This window comes from Azorhizobium sp. AG788, from assembly GCF_943371865.1.
Classification (GTDB): Bacteria; Pseudomonadota; Alphaproteobacteria; order Rhizobiales; family Xanthobacteraceae; genus Azorhizobium.
Genome location: NZ_CALRWL010000027.1, coordinates 29,063 through 44,165 on the forward strand (window position 1 = coordinate 29,063; position 15,103 = coordinate 44,165).

The 15,103-nt window shown below is 67.4% G+C and carries 9 protein-coding genes; 5 read left to right on the forward strand and 4 right to left on the reverse strand.

Annotation, left to right across the window (positions count from 1 at the left end):
- Positions 1-90: 90 nt before the first annotated feature.
- A complete protein-coding gene (locus AAG816_RS16100) occupies positions 91-1,056 on the forward strand; it encodes a LysR family transcriptional regulator (protein ID WP_341990675.1) in 966 nt (321 codons plus the stop codon).
- A gap of 248 nt (positions 1,057-1,304) precedes the next feature.
- Here the strand turns inward: AAG816_RS16100 and serA are convergent, their stop codons facing one another.
- On the reverse strand, positions 1,305-2,573 hold the full coding sequence (gene serA / locus AAG816_RS16105) for a phosphoglycerate dehydrogenase (protein WP_341990676.1): 1,269 nt from the start codon (positions 2,571-2,573) through the stop codon (positions 1,305-1,307).
- Positions 2,574-3,068: 495 nt separating this feature from the next.
- Between serA and AAG816_RS16110 the strand changes: the two genes are divergently transcribed.
- Positions 3,069-7,274: an amino acid adenylation domain-containing protein gene (locus AAG816_RS16110; protein WP_341990677.1), complete on the forward strand. Its 4,206-nt coding sequence runs from the start codon at positions 3,069-3,071 to the stop codon at positions 7,272-7,274.
- Complete coding sequence (locus tag AAG816_RS16115; protein ID WP_341990678.1) at positions 7,271-8,476, forward strand: MFS transporter; 1,206 nt, start codon at positions 7,271-7,273, stop codon at positions 8,474-8,476. The genes AAG816_RS16110 and AAG816_RS16115 overlap by 4 nt, the downstream gene beginning before the upstream one ends.
- A 25-nt stretch (positions 8,477-8,501) precedes the next feature.
- On the opposite strand, the gene AAG816_RS16120 is transcribed toward AAG816_RS16115, so the two are convergent.
- The 3 genes from AAG816_RS16120 to AAG816_RS16130 all read right to left on the reverse strand — a co-directional run bounded on the left by AAG816_RS16120 (position 8,502) and on the right by AAG816_RS16130 (position 12,883).
- Positions 8,502-9,689 (reverse strand): DUF1501 domain-containing protein, encoded by a 1,188-nt coding sequence (locus AAG816_RS16120; protein ID WP_341990716.1) that lies wholly within the window; start codon positions 9,687-9,689, stop codon positions 8,502-8,504.
- A gap of 30 nt (positions 9,690-9,719) precedes the next feature.
- On the reverse strand, positions 9,720-11,252 hold the full coding sequence (locus AAG816_RS16125; RefSeq protein WP_341990679.1) for a DUF1800 domain-containing protein: 1,533 nt from the start codon (positions 11,250-11,252) through the stop codon (positions 9,720-9,722).
- A 221-nt stretch (positions 11,253-11,473) separates the two neighbouring features.
- The gene (locus AAG816_RS16130; protein WP_341990680.1) at positions 11,474-12,883 is read right to left on the reverse strand and encodes an FAD-dependent oxidoreductase; all 1,410 of its coding nucleotides are present in this window, start codon (positions 12,881-12,883) and stop codon (positions 11,474-11,476) included.
- Positions 12,884-13,024: 141 nt separating this feature from the next.
- Here AAG816_RS16130 and leuC point away from each other — a divergent pair, with 141 nt between their 5' ends.
- Together leuC and leuD are read left to right on the forward strand one after the other, a co-directional pair.
- Positions 13,025-14,446, forward strand: a complete 1,422-nt coding sequence (leuC, locus tag AAG816_RS16135; RefSeq protein WP_341990681.1) for a 3-isopropylmalate dehydratase large subunit — start codon at positions 13,025-13,027, stop codon at positions 14,444-14,446.
- A complete protein-coding gene (gene leuD, locus AAG816_RS16140; RefSeq protein WP_341990682.1) occupies positions 14,446-15,063 on the forward strand; it encodes a 3-isopropylmalate dehydratase small subunit in 618 nt (205 codons plus the stop codon). Before leuC ends, leuD begins: the two co-directional genes overlap by 1 nt.
- The last annotated feature ends 40 nt before the right edge of the window (positions 15,064-15,103 follow it).

Here is a 15,103-nt window from a genome sequence, read left to right on the forward strand (position 1 = left end):
TATTGAGCTTTTCCCGTATCGCAATTAGAATAATTCGTCAGTTTCGTTGCCGTTTCGGCAATCAGCGGCGGCGATCGGGAGGGCCAAGAGGTGCATGATGCGGCGCTGCGCTACTTTCTGGAAGTGGTCCGCAGTGGCTCCATCGCTGAAGCCTCGGTGCGCCTGAATGTGGCGGCGTCCGCCATCAGTCGTCAAATCAGCAAGCTGGAGCAAGAGCTTGGCTCGCCGCTGTTCGAGCGCCGCTCGCGCCGGATGGTGCCGAGCGCGGCCGGCGAACTGCTGGCCCAGCATGCCCGGCGCACGTTGCTGGGGGAGGAGCAGGTCATCAATGAGGTGCGCCGGCTGAGGGGGCTGGAGCGAGGGCTGGTGCGGGTCGGCTGCACCGAAGGCTTTGCCACCGATTTCATGCCGCGGGCCATCAGCAGCTTCCGCCAGACCTATCCCGGCATTGCCTTCGAGATGCATGTAGATGCCCCGCGCGAGGTGACGCGCATGGTGCGGGACGGGGATGCGGATATCGGGCTTTCGTTCAGGTTTGGCCCGGACAAGAGCGTGCACGTGGAGTATGCGTCAAGTACACCCCTGGTCGCCATCATGGCGCCGGACCATCCTTTGGCCGACCGCTCTTTCGTGACGCTTGCGGATATTTCCGCTTATCCCATCGGCCTGGCCGCCAAGGAAACCACGGCGCGGCAGGTCTTCGATCTGGCCTGCGCGGCGGAAGGAATTGTGCTCGAGCCGGTGATGACCACCAATTATATGGCCGGTCTGTGGTGCTTCGCCGAAGCCGCCGGCGGCATCATCATGACCGGCCGGATCACCGCCCTGGTGCGCAGCTGGCGCTTCCAGGTCATGGCGGTGCCGGTCAAGACCTTGACCACCAACGAACGGCGCTATGAGATCCAGACCATGCTCGGGCGGACCTTGCCCGATGCCATCCAGGCGTTCGTGCGCCACATCACCACCCAGCTCAAGCAGGTGGACCGCCATGGCATCCAGCCCCCGGTTCTGCGCCAGGTGCCCAGCCGGGCGGTCGCGGACGACGGGCCGGCCTGAGCGGACCGGCCGGCAGGTACAACCGCCGCGCGGCGCGCACGAGCGAGCGGACCCGCTCACACTGTTGCATCACCGAACAGCACGGATTCCGCCGCGTTCATAAGCCAGTTCCCCGGACTTCCCCTGTTGCTCCCGTGGATGCAACAGCCTGTGCCATCGGCGGCGGTCTGCGCGGGGAGTTCCACGACCGGCCTCCGCTTTCTGCAATCAAGAGTTGCATAAAACGGAGGCGTTCAAATCGTCGACAATCAGATCTTGTATTCGTACAGCAGCCGGGCGCGGATGGTGCCCTCCAGCGCCCGGATGTCGGCCAGCACCGCCTGGGTGTCGGCCGCCGAGGCATCGGCATCGAGCACCACATAGCCGACGTCGGCATAGGTCTCATAATATTGCGCGGCGATGTTGACCGAATGGCGGGCGAGCACCTCGTTGAGGCGCCCGAGCATGCCGGGCAGGTTGCGCTGCACCTGGATGAAGCGGGTACCCAGCGGGCGGGCGGGCAGCTGGACTTGGGGGAAGTTGACCGCGCCCATGGTGGAGCCGCTGTCGCTGTAATCCACCAGCTTGCGCGCCACCTCGGCGCCGATCCGCTCCTGGGCTTCCTCGGTGGAGCCGCCGATGTGCGGGGTCAGGATGACATTGTCCAGGCCCTGCAAGGGCGAGACGAAGCGCTCGGCGTTGGAGCCGGGCTCGACCGGGAACACATCCACCGCGGCGCCGCGCAGCTTGCCGGCGCGCAGGGCGTCGGCCAGCGCCTCCAGATCCACCACCGTGCCGCGGCTGTTGTTGATGAAATAGGCGCCCGGCTTCATGGCGGCGAATTCGTCGCGGCCGATCATGCCGGCGGTGGCCGAGGTCTCGGGCACGTGCAGGGACACCACGTCGCTCTGGGCCAGCAGGTCGTGCAAGCTTGAGACCGATTCCGTATTGCCGTGGCGCAGCTTGTCGGTGTGGTCGTAGAACACCACCTTCATGCCCATGGCCTCGGCCAGGTTCGACAGCTGCGAGCCGATATTGCCATAGCCGACGATGCCGAGGGTCTTGCCGCGCACCTCATGGCTGTCGTTGGCGGACTTGTCCCAGCGGCCTTCGTGCGCCGCATGGGAGCGGGCGGGGATGCGCCGCAGCAGCATCACGATCTCGCCGATCACCAGTTCCGCCACGCTGCGGGTGTTGGAGAACGGGGCGTTGAACACGGGGATGCCGTACTGGCGGACCGCGTCGATATCCACCTGATTGGTGCCGACGCTGAAGCAGCCGATGGCGATCAGCCGGTCGGCATGTTCCAGCACCTCGGCGGTGATCTGGGTGCGCGAGCGGATGCCGAGGATGTGGACGCCCTTGATGGCTTCCTTCAGCGCATCGCCATCCAGCGCCTTGGGCAGGCGGGTGACGTTGGTGTAGCCCGCGGCCGTCACGATCTCCACCGCACTGTCGTTGATGCCTTCGAGAAGCAGCACCTTGATCTTGTCTTTGGCCAGCGAGAGCTGCGGCGAATGGGAATGGCTATCGAGCACGAGCGCGGCGTCCTTCAGCGATAAATGATCCGGCGGCCGAACCGGGGCTGGTGGCACGGTTCGGCTTCACACGGCTGATCCTGTGCCCATGGAAAGGGGGCCATCCTCGGGCGGGCGAGAACTTACCGCTTTTGCCGCCCGCGTCTAGGCTCGGGACGCCGTGCGGGGCGCCGGATGGCGCAGGGCAGCCATGCCGCGGGCCGGGAAGTCCGCAGACACAGGGGCTGGGGCGGATCGTGACAAAACACCTCGTCCGCAAGCCGGGGGCTGCGATCCGCAACGTCAGCCCGTTCCCCTGTCGCCAGCCGGCCGGTGGAGTGGCGCTCATGGGGCGGCGCGACGCCGGCTCAGGATCTTGGTGAGATCTCCGCAGCCCATCGCGGCGCGGCATATGGCTCGACGTCCCCTTGCCAGCCAGCGGATTTCCTGCCTCAATTCGGCAGATACCTCCCCTCTGCCGCCTCATTCCCTTCCGCCAGCATCAGGAACGCCCCGATGGACGTCGCTACGGCCGCTATTCCGCTTGCCGTCGTCACCCAGCGCATCTGGCTGGAATGCAAGCGGTCCCCGGACAGCTCGGCCTATTTCGTGCCGTTCGTGTACCGGCTGAACCCCGGCGTCGATCTGGACCGGCTGGAGCAGGCGCTGCGGGAGACGGTGCAGGCCCATCCCGCTCTGCGCTCGGTGATCCGCGAAGTGGACGGCATGCCGTACCAGGTGGTGCTGGAGACGCCGGCGCAGGTGCTGGAGGTTTCAGACAGCTGGGAATGGGCGATCACCCGGCCGTTCGATACCGAGAACGGGCCGCTGTTCCGCTTCGTGCTGTGCGGCGACATCTTCGTCATCAACGGCAGCCACATGGTGCTGGATGGCGGCTCGATCACCCTGCTGCTGGAGGAAGTCGGCGCGCGCTATAACGGCCAGTCGGTGCCCGAGCCGGGGCCAGGCCCCGCCGCCTGGGGCGCGCATGAGCGGGACTATCTGGACAGTGCCGACCATGAGGCGGACCGGGCCTATTGGGCGCAGGCCCTGGCGCAGTCCGATTTCCACACCGGGCTGCCGACCCGGCGGGTGAGCTATCAGGGCGAGCGCGACGGCAATCTCTACTTCTCCCTGCGCCTGCCGGACATGAAGGTCAGTCCCTTCGTCACCACGCTGGCCCTGATCCAGGCGCTGATCCATCGCTATACCGAGCAGGAGATGGTGGCGGTGCTCTACCCCACCGACCTGCGTGGCGCGGACTTTGCCCGCTCCATGGGCTCGTTCGTCAATTCGCTGATCGCCACCGCCAGCTTCACGCCGCACCTCACCTTTGCGCAACTGGTGCAGCAGGTGCAGGAGCAGCGGCGGGCGACCCGCGCGCATGACCGCCTGTCGTTCCAGGAGGTGATCGCCGGCCTGCGCAAGGCGCGTCCGTCGGACGCCATCCAATTGCCCAACGTCTCGGTGTCCTGGGCCAAGCCGCTGTGGCCGTTCGCTCTGGGCACGCCGCTGCCGCTGGAGAGCGTGGACTGCCAGACCGACCTCCTGTTCCTGGCCTTCGCCGAGGGCGACCGGCTGGATGTGCGGCTGCACTACAGCGCCAAGCAATTCACCCGCGCCTTCATCGAAGAACTGGCGGCGCATCTTGCGCTTTTGGCCGAGCAGGTGGTGGCGCACCCGGACACGCCGCTGTCGAAGCTGATGCTCGCCAGCCCGGCGGAGGTGCAGCGCATCGAAACCGAATGGACCTTGCCGCCGGCCCCGCGTACCGATCTGCAATTGCTGCATGACGCCTTCTCCGACTGGGCCGAGCGCCAGCCGGATGCGCCGGCCCTGCTGATGCGCGAGCGCGTGCTCAGCTATGGCGAGATGGAGCGCCTCACCAACCGCATCGCCCACCGGCTGCGGCGGGACGGCATCAAGCCCAACATGCTGGTGGGCGTGATGATGGAGAAGGGGTGGGAACAGGCGGTGGCCTGCATGGCCATCCTGAAAGCCGGCGGCGGCTATCTGCCCATCAATGCCGCCTGGCCCACCGACCGCATGGACAGCGTGATCGAGCAGGGCGAGGTCACCATCGTCCTGAGCCAGCAGCGCGTGATGGATCGGCTCGGCCGTCCCGGTCTTGCCGTGGACGACCCCGCGGTGTGGGCAGACGAGCCGGACACGCGGCTCGCTTCGGTCAATGACATCAAGGACATCTGCTATGTGCTGTTCACCTCCGGCTCCACCGGCAAGCCGAAGGGCGTGACGCTGACCCATTTCAGCGTCATGAACACATTGCGCAATGCCAATGCGGAGCATGGCGTCGGCCCCGGCGACAAATCGATCCAATTGTCCGATTTCGCCTTCGATCTCTCGGTCTATGACATCTTCGGCATGCTGGTGGCCGGGGCCGGCGTGGTGGTGCCGGACGAGGACCGCCATCTGGAGCCGCTGCACTGGGTGGAACTGGTGCGCCAGCATTCGGCCACCATGTGGACCAGCGTGCCCATGTATGTGGACATGTGGGTGCAGTCCGGCGAGGCGCTGCCCAGCATGCGGGTGTTCATGATGGGGGGCGACAAGATCCCCACCGATCTGCCGGAGCGCATGCGCCCGCTCAGCCCCCATGCGGTGATCTGGAGCGTGGGCGGGCCGACCGAGACCTCCATCATCTCCAACTGGTATCGCATCGGCGCGGTGGACCCGATCTGGACCACCATCCCCTATGGCCGGGCCATGCCGAACCAGAAGATGTTCGTGCTGGATTCCGGCCTCAATCATTGCCCGCCCTTCATGCCGGGTCGGATCTTCATGGGCGGGGTGTGCCTGGCGCGCGGCTATTGGAAGGATCAGGAAAAGACCGACGCCGCCTTCATCACCTATCCCGCCACCGGCGAGCGGATCTATTACACCGGCGATCTCGGTCGCTGGCTGCCGGACGGGCAGGTGGAGTTCCTGGGCCGGGCGGATTTCCAGGTGAAGGTGAACGGGTTCCGCGTCGAGCTGGGCGAGATCGAGGGGGCGATCCAGTCGCTTCCGGGCGTCAGGGCCGCGCTGGTGGACGGGCAGGACCAGCCCAACAACAAGGGCAAGTTCCTGGTGGCCTATGTGGTCAGCGATGCCCCGCTGGATGCGGCGCAGATGCGGGCCGCCCTGCAGGATCTGCTGCCTTATTACATGATCCCGCGGGTGTTCGTGCCGCTGGAGCAGATCCCGCTCTCCGCCAATGGCAAGGTGGACCGCAAGGCGCTGCCCCGGCCGGACGTGGCGCAGATGCCCGGCGCTCTGCCCTATACCGCGCCACGCACCGAAACCGAGACGGCGCTGGTGGACATCTGGCAGGCGGTGCTGAAGCACGAGCCCATCGGCATTCACGACAATTTCTACGCCCTGGGCGGGGACTCGCTGCTCTCGGTGCAACTGGGCATCAAGGCGCGCGAAGCCGGCCTGCCGTTCGACCCCACGGCGCTTCAGCGCACGCCCACCATCGCCGAATTGGCCCAGAGCCTTGCGGCCGCCCAGCCGGTGCAGGTGGAGGAGGCCAAGGGCGAGGTCCCGCTGTCGCCCATGCAGCGGTATTATTTCAGTTGGGCCACGGCGCGGCCGCAGCAGTTCAACTGTTCGGCGGTGTTCCGCTGCGCGCTGGAGCCGGAGACGCTGAAGACGGCGCTGACGAAGCTGGTGGCGCACCACGATGCGCTGCGGCTGCGGTTCCAGGACGGGCGGCAATTCTATGCGGAGACCGGACTGGAGGTGCCGCTGGAGTGCGCCGATGTCCCGCTGGCCGAGGTGGGCACGCGGGCGGCGCAGATGCAGGAGACCCTGGACATCGCCCACGGGCCGATCATGCGCGCCGCTCTGTTCACCACCGAAGAGGGCCAGCGCCTGGTGCTGATCTGCCACCATCTGGTGACCGACGGCCTGTCCTGGGGGGCGCTGGTGACGGATTTGCAGCAGGCTTATCTGGGCAAGGCGCTGGCCCCCGCGGGCGGCACCTACAAGTCCTGGGTGGAGGGGCTGATGCGCTTCGCCGCCACCCCCGAGGCCGAGGCGCAACTGCCCTATTGGCTGGACCAGCAGGCACCGACATTCCCGCCCGACAGCGACCAGCCCGGCGCCCGGCAGCGGGACATCGTCACCCTGGAAAGCCTGATGCTGGAGGAGGCGCCCAACCATCCCTATGAGCGGGTGGCGGCGGCGCTGGTGGAGGCCTCCGGCGAGGCGCGCCTGATGCTGCATGTGGTCGGCCACGGGCGCGAGCCGGTGGTGGCGGGGGTGGATCCCACCCGCCTGTGCGGCTGGTTCACCACCCATACGCCTTTGGTGCTGGCGGGCGGCCTGCAAGAGGTGGCCGGGCAGCTGCACGCCATGCCGCAGCACGGCATCGCCCATGGGGCCTTGCGCGCCTACCATCCGCGCGGCGCCGAGCTGGCGGTCCAGGATCAGGTGAAGATCCTCTATAATTTCTTCGGCGAGACCTGGGACAGCAGCTTCCACGGCGCGGTGTTCGACCAGCCGGAAGAGAATTTGCTCTATCTCAAGAACCACTGCTTCGCGGATAATCCGGCGGATTTCCGGCTCTATCTGGTGGCGATCATTCATGACGGCAAGCTGATGATCCGCTTCCAATATTCCTCCCTCAACTACCAGGAGGCGACGATCCGCGCCTTGGCGGATCGGATGCGCGCGAGCTTGCAGGCCCATGTGCATGAGCCGATCGACAGCCGGGCATGATCGCGCTCTTCCTGTTGATCCTGGTGGATTCCATCAGTGCCACCGTCATCATCCCGCTGCTCGGCCCGCTGCTGATCGACCCCGCCACGGCGGTGTTTTTGCCCGATGCGTCGCTGCCTTTGCGCAACTTCGTCAGCGGGCTGCTGGTGGCGGTCTATGTGTTCCTGATGATGTATATGGCCCCGGTTCTGGGGCGGCTGTCGGACCAGTGGGGCCGCCGGCCGGTGCTCATTCTGTGCGGCACCGGCGTGCTGCTGGGCAATCTGTTCGCCGGGCTGGCGATCGATCTGCATCTGCTGCCGCTCTTGTTCCTGGGGCGGCTGATCGGCGGCGCCACCGCCGCCGCCCAGGCCACAGCGCAGGCGGCGCTGATCGACACCGGCAGCAACAAGGCCCGGCTGCTGAGCTACAGCATGCTGTTCTCCTCGCTGGGCTTCGTGCTGGGGCCGGTGGTGGCCTCCACCCTCTCCACCATTTCGTTTTCGGCGCCGCTGCATCTGTGCACGCTGCTGACCCTGGTCGCTCTGGCGCTGCTGCTGACCGGCTACCGCGAGGCGCCCAAGCCGGACCGGCGGATCGATTGGTCCACCATCTCCATCTGGGAGGGCGTGCGCTGCTTTCGCGATGCGGCGGGGGACAAAGCGGTGCGCGCCATCCTCAGCTGCTTCGTGCTGATGCAGGTGGCGTGGGGCAGCTTCTTTGTGTTCATCTCGGTCTATCTGATGGCGGCCCCGAACCTGCACCTGAGCCTGACGCAGGTGGGGCTGTTCATGTCGATCCTGGGCATCGGCTTCTGCATTTCCAACGGGCTGGTGCAGCCGGCGCTGTCGGAGCGGTTCGCCATGCGCCCCCTGGCGGTGGCAGGCCTTGGGCTGAATGCGGCGATGATGGTGGTCTGCCTCATCGTCGGCTCGGCCTATCAGGCCTATGCGGCGGCGCTGATTGCCGGCATCACCATCAACATCGCCTATCCCTCCATCGTCACCTTGCTGTCGGACCGGGTGACGCCAGAGCGGCAGGGCTGGATCCTGGGCATGGTGGGCTCCGGCGCCGCCTTGGGGTGGGGCATCTCCTCCCTCGTCTCCGGTGCGCTGGGCGGACTGGGGCAGGCGCTGCCGGTGGTGCTGGCCGCCGTGCTGATGGCCGCCGCCGCGCTGGCCATGACCGTGGCCGGCCGGGTGAAAGGCGCGGCGGCGGACTGATCGAACTCAGGCCAGCCGGAGGGCCTTAGATGAGGCCGAGATCGCGGGGCTGGACCGATGCGAACACGCGGTTCAACTGCCGCTGGTCGAGGCCATAGAGCTTCTGCAACAGCCCGCCCAGCGCCGCGCGATAGTCGGTGAGCACGGGATAGTCGCGGTTCTGAAACAGATGCGCCTGGTCCACCACCACCTGCTCGCCCACCATGCGGCCGCCGCGAATGCCGCCGCCCAGAACCCAATAGACGCTGCCGTGGCCGTGGTCGGTGCCCTTGTTGCCATTCTCGCGGAAGGTGCGGCCGAACTCCGACAGCACCACCACCACGGTGTCGTTCCATTTGGGGCCGATCTCTTCGGCAAAGCCGGCGATGCCGCGCCCCAGCTCGGTCAGGCGATCGGCGAGATAGCCGGTGGCGGCGCCCTGGTTGACGTGGGTATCCCAGCCGCCCACATCCACGAAGCCGAGGTTGAACTGGTCGCGCATCAAGCGGCCGATCCGCCGCGCCGACAGCTCGAACCCCTTGGGCGACGCCGCGCCGCGGCTGGCCTCGGCCATGTGCGCGGTGATCGCCTGATAAACATCGTCCCGCACCCGGAAGCCCTCGGCCACGGCGCTCTCCAGCGGGCGGCCCTTGTACATGGAGGCGATCAGCCGGGCCTGGCGGTCATCGATGCCCGGCTTGCCCACGCTGTTGATGGCGATGTTGGGCACCGGATCACCGCCCTGGAAGGTGAGGGGCATCTGGTCGGTGAAGGCGATGGGCCGCACCTGGGTCAGCACGCCCGCCAATCGCGCCATGAAGCCGGAGCGATAGTCGCGGCTCCCGTTGATAGTCTGGCCCAGCTCGATGGTGTCCTGGGTCTCGAAATGACTCCGCGTGAGGTCGTCGGTGCCGGCGAACGGGATGAACGCCGCCTGGCCGCGCTGGAACAGCGGGTAAATGGTGTCCTTGAGCGCGGGATGCAGGCCCCACTGGGCATCCAGCGACAAAGCCGAGTTCGGCGCCGCGGCATCGGGGCGGGCGATCGCCAGGGTGGGGCGCGCGTCATAATAGAATTGGCTGCCCACCGGGATCACCACATTGGCCGCGTCATAGGCGCCGCGCAGGAACACCACCAGCAAGGTCGCATCCGCCTTGGGCGCGGCCCACACCCGCCCCGCCAGCGTCAGGGGCGCAAGGGCCGCAAGGCCGCGGACGACATCACGCCGGCTGATGGACATGGGCGCCTCCTGGTGCGAGCGGGTTCACTGCATGAAGTCCGGTGAGGACAGGAACAAGGTGTTCCACTCCTGCGGCGAGATGGCCTGCTCCAGCGCCTGCCGGGTGGGCTCCGACAGCTTCAGCTGCAGGCTGGAGAAATAGAGGCTGTTCTGCAGCAGCGGAAAGGCGGGCTGATCGGTGGCGTCGGGCTCCGCCGGCTTGAACAGGCCGGAACTATTGCTGCCGATCTGCCGCGCGATCTCGAACCGCGTGGTCATCTGCCCGGAGGCATTCCAGGCGGACGAGACCAAAGGATAGCCATCCGGCGTCTGGTGATTATAGAGGCCTTCTCCCAGCCGGTTGAGCCAGTTCTGGATCGGGGCGGTATTGGCGATCACCTTGCTGTCATAGGCGAGGCGCACGGCGGAGAGGATATAGCGCACCGGATCCTTGAAGCGGGTGCCGAGCGATGCGGTGAAGTCCGGGGCATGCACCAGGGTGTCGAGCACGGCGGCCATGTCGCCGTCGGTGCGCAGGAAGGTCTGCGCCATCTGCTCCACCAGCGCGGGCGGGGGATCATCGGCGACGAAAGAGAGCGCGATCTGCCGGGCGATGTGCCGGGCGGTCGCGGGCTGGCGCGCCAGGATGTCCAGCGCTTCCTCCACTTCCGCGAAGCCTTGGCCCTTGATGGTGTGGCCCAGGAACGTCTTGTCGCCGAAGTCGTGGCGCGCGGGATTGAAGGTGAACAGGCCGTCGCGCACCAGCAGCGGCTGCCACTCCGGCTTCAGCTTGGGCGGCTCCGGCTTGGGATCGATGCCGACCCCGGTGAGGATGCGGGCCAGCTCCTCCACGTCCTTTTGCGTATAGCCGGAGCCGACGCCCATGGTGTGCAGCTCCATGATCTCGCGGGCATAGTTCTCATTGATGTGACCGACCGCATTGTCCACATTGTCCAGATACCGCAGCATGGCGGGATGGCGCAGGGTGGCGCCCAGCAGATCGCGGAACCGCCCGAGCGCGTACGGGCGGATGGCCTTGCTTTCATAGTCCCCCACCAGGGCCCGCAGATTGCCCTTATATTGGTGAACGTTGAAATGGTTGAACCAGAACCAGGTCATGCGCTCGCGCAATTGATCCGGCGCATAGAGCGCCCGCAGGATGCTGGCGCTGGCCGCCTGCCGGGCCAGAGCGTTCATCGCGTCCTGAAACGCCTTCTGCGCGGCCATTTTTTCCGCCGGATCGGCGATCTGGTTGGCCGCTTTCGCTCCGGCCTCGAATTGGGCCGCAAGCACCGTTGCGGATGTTCCGGTGATCGGGAGCGCATCGATCTGCTTCTGCGCCGCTTCGGGCAGAAGATCCGCCTTGGGGTGCAGCTGGCCTTGCAGCCACGCCTCGCGCCCGAGGGTGCGGAAGGCCGCCATGGTGGAGGCATTGGCGCCCCAGGTCAGGGCATCCACCAGCAGGACGTCGCGAAGCTCCTGCGGCGCGACGGGCGCCGACGCACTGGCGGACCGCGCTGGGGAGGCGGATGCCGCCACCAGGATCATCACAAACGCCATGACCGAACGACATGCCATGCGGTGCCTCCTTCGGACGCCGCAAGACTGGCGCCCGAAAAGTGGAAGCAGTGAGGCTGAATCCCACGCCTTCGGCCATCGTATCGGCTCAGATCTTCGCCCTGAAGATCAAAAATATACGATGGACGGCCTCATGATACCTTGATGTCATGTCTGCCGTAGGTCGGGCGTCATGCGTCTAACCTTGGGTCATGGCTGGGCGCGTGCCCGTGCCGCCAGCCCTATGCGGTTTGCCCGCGCCCCGCCGCGCCGGCCGCGCGCCCGGCGATCCGCCCCAGCGCCACCGCCATGAGCAGCCCATTGCCGGAGAGATAGCCGCCCGCCTGGGCGCCGGAGACGCCGCAGGCGGCCCCGCCGGCGGCGAACACATTGGGGAAAGCCGTGCCGTCCGGTGCCAGAACGCGGGCCTCCTGATCCACCACCAGGCCGCCCTGGGTATGAAACAGGGCGCCGGTCACCTTCACCGCCAGGAAGGGGCCGGCGAGGTCGGCGGAGGCGGAAAAATCGCGGCCGAAGGCATCGGTGGCGGTGCCGGCCTTGCAGGCGGCGACCGCCGCCATGGTCGCGGCCAGCGCGTCAGGCGGGACGCTGATGCGGGTGGCGAGCTGGGGCCAATCCGCAGCCGAGACGATGGCGCCGCCCGCTTCCGCCTGGCGGAAATCCTCGAACTGCCGGGCGATGGCGGCGATACGGCCGTCGAACAGGGTCCAGGCGATGCCGTCCGGCTGGCGCAACACCTCGGCGGCCTGCTCGGAATAGCCGCGCGCCTCGTTGCTGAAGCGCTGGCCCAGGGCATTCACCTGCACCCCGCCTTCAGTGATGGTGGCCCAGGTGATGAGGATGCCGGCGGGATGGGCCACCGAGCCATGGCCCTGGTGGCCGGACAGATGCCGCGCCGCCGCCCCGAGGTGCTCGCCCCAGATCAAGGCATCGCCCTGGTTGCCGGGATGGCCGAAATAGAGCGCCGTGGCCAGGGAGGGGATGTGCTGCGCCACCAGGTCTTTGTTGCCGCCATAGCCGTTGCAGGCCAGGATCAGCTGGTCGCAGCCCGCCTCCTCGACGGTGCCGTCGGGCCGGGTGAAGGCGAGGCCGATGATGCGGTCGGCCGCGTCGGTATACAGGGTGGTCACAAGCGCATCGCACAGGATGGGGATCTCGGCCCGCTCCACCGCGCCGCGCAGGGCATCGATCAGTTCCTCGCCCGATCGGGTGGGCAGGCCGTGCATGCGCCGGGCGCTATGCCCCGGATAGCTGAAATCGGTGATCACCGAGACCGGCAGGCCATAGGCCTCTGCCAGCCATTCCAGCGCCGGCCCGGCCTCTTGCGTCACCCGGGCGACGATCGCGCCATCGGGCTCGCCATGGGCCTTGGCCATGATGTCGCCGGCGAAGGTTGCCGGATCATCGGCAATGCCTGCCGCCGCCTGCCAGCGGGTGCCGGCGGCGGGAATGAGGCCCGCCGACAAAGCGGTGGAGCCGCGCGGCAGCGCATCGCGCTCCAGCACGAGGACCTCCGCGCCGGCCTCGTGCGCCGCCAGCGCCGCGATGAGGCCGGCCGCGCCGGCGCCGATGATGGCGACCGAGACCTGGAACTCGAATGTCTTGCCGGGATGGCGGACGACGCTGCTCATGGACGGGCACCCTGCGCAGGGAAAGGGAGGAAGCTGTACGGTGGGCAGACAATAATTTGTATTAGATTTAAAACAAGGTTTGCCAGCGGCGGGCGTTCACCCTTAATCTCGCCGCGGAACGAAGAGGGAGGGGACACCCGCATGGCTGCCGGCGGCGCGATGGCGCGGACCTTGTTCGACAAGGTGTGGGATCTCCACGAGGTGGTCCGTCGCGAAGACGGGCAGAGCCTGCTGTGGATCGACCGGCACTTTCTCCACGAAGGCTCCTTCCACGCCTTCGACAAGCTGGCGGCGCGCAGCGCCCAGGTGGCGCGGCCGGACCTGACCTTCGGCGTTGAGGACCACTATGTGCCCACCCGCGTGCGGGTGCTGGCGCAGATGGACCCCGCCATCCGCCGCATGATGGAGCAATTGCGCGCCAATACCCTGCGCCACCGGGTGCGGCTGTTCGATCTGGATGATCCCGGGCAGGGCATCGTCCATGTGGTGGGGCCGGAGCAGGGCCTGACCTTGCCGGGGCTGACCATCGTGTGCGGCGACAGCCACACCGCCACCCACGGCGCGTTCGGGGCGCTGGCCTTCGGCATCGGCGCCTCGGAAGTCGCCCATGTGCTGATGACCCAGACCCTGTGGCAGAGCCGGCCCAAGCGCCTGCGGGTGCGGGTGGAAGGCGCGCTGGCGCCGAGCGTCGCCGCCAAGGACATCGCTTTGTCCATCATCGCCGCCATCGGCGCCGATGGGGCGGCGGGCCATGCCATTGAATATGCCGGCTCCACCATTCGCGCTTTGTCCATGGAAGGGCGGTTGACCTTGTGCAACCTGTCCATCGAGGCCGGCGGGCGCTGCGGCATGGTGGCCCCGGACGCCACCACTGTGGCCTATCTGCGCGGGCGGCCCTATGCGCCGGCCGGTGATGATTTTGACCGAGCAGCGGAAGATTGGCTGGCGCTGGCCAGCGACGGCGATGCGGACTTCGACCGCGAAGTGGTGCTGGACGGGGCGCAGATCGCCCCCGTCGTCACCTGGGGCACCAGCCCCGAGGATGCCCTGCCCATCACCGGCACCGTGCCCGACCCGGAGCGCGCCGCCGATGACGGCCAGGCCGCGCATATCCGCGATGCCTTGGCCTATATGGATCTGCGGGCCGGGCAGAAGCTCACCGATATCCGCATTGATCGGGTGTTCATCGGCTCCTGCACCAATAGCCGCATCGAGGATCTGCGCGCCGCCGCCGCCATATTGGCCGGCCGCACGGCGCGGGTGCCGGGCCTGGTGTCGCCGGGCTCGGCCCAGGTGAAGCAGCAGGCCGAGGCCGAGGGGCTGGACGCCATCTTCACGGCGGCGGGCCTGGAATGGGTGGCGGCCGGCTGCTCCATGTGCGTGGGCATGAATGGCGATCTGGTGCCCGCGGGCGAGCGCTGCGCCTCCACCACCAACCGCAATTTCAAGGGGCGGCAGGGGCCGGGCGCGCGCACCCATCTCATGTCCCCCGCCATGGTGGCCGCCGCCGCCGTGACCGGACATCTCACCGACCTGCGCCCATTGCTGGAGGGGAGGGGCTGATGCAGCCGTTCAAGGATCTCACCGCCATCGGCTGCCCCTTGCCCCTGAGCGGGGTGGACACCGACCAGCTCATCCCCGCCCGCTTCATGAAGCGCTCCCGCGCCGAGGGCTATGGCGGCTATCTGCTGCACGATCTGCGCTTTGACGAGAGCGGCGTCGTGCGTCCCGATTCGGTGCTGGATGCCCCGGCCTACAGGGGCGCGCAGGTGCTGGTGGCGCGGCGCAATTTCGGCAGCGGATCGTCGCGCGAAGCGGCGGTCTATGCGCTGGTGGATTTCGGCATCCGCTGCGTGGTGGCGCCCAGCTTCGGCGACATCTTCGCCTCCAATGCGGTGAATAACGGCCTGCTGCCGGCGCGTGTGTCCGAGGCGGACGGCGAGGCGCTGTTGGCGGCGCTGGAGACGTCCTCGGCGCAGATCCGAGTGGATCTGGAGGCCGAGATGATCCGCATCGGCAATCTCAGCGTGCCGTTCCAGGTGGACCCGGTCTGGCGCACCAAATTGCTCAATGGCTGGGACGATATGGACCTCACCGCCAGCTATGGGCGCGCCATCGAGGCCTTCGTCGGCGCCGATCAGGCCCGCCGGCCGTGGATGGCGCCGCGCGCGCCGCGATAAAACCGTGTCGGACCCTCAGCGCTGCCTTGACAACGGACAG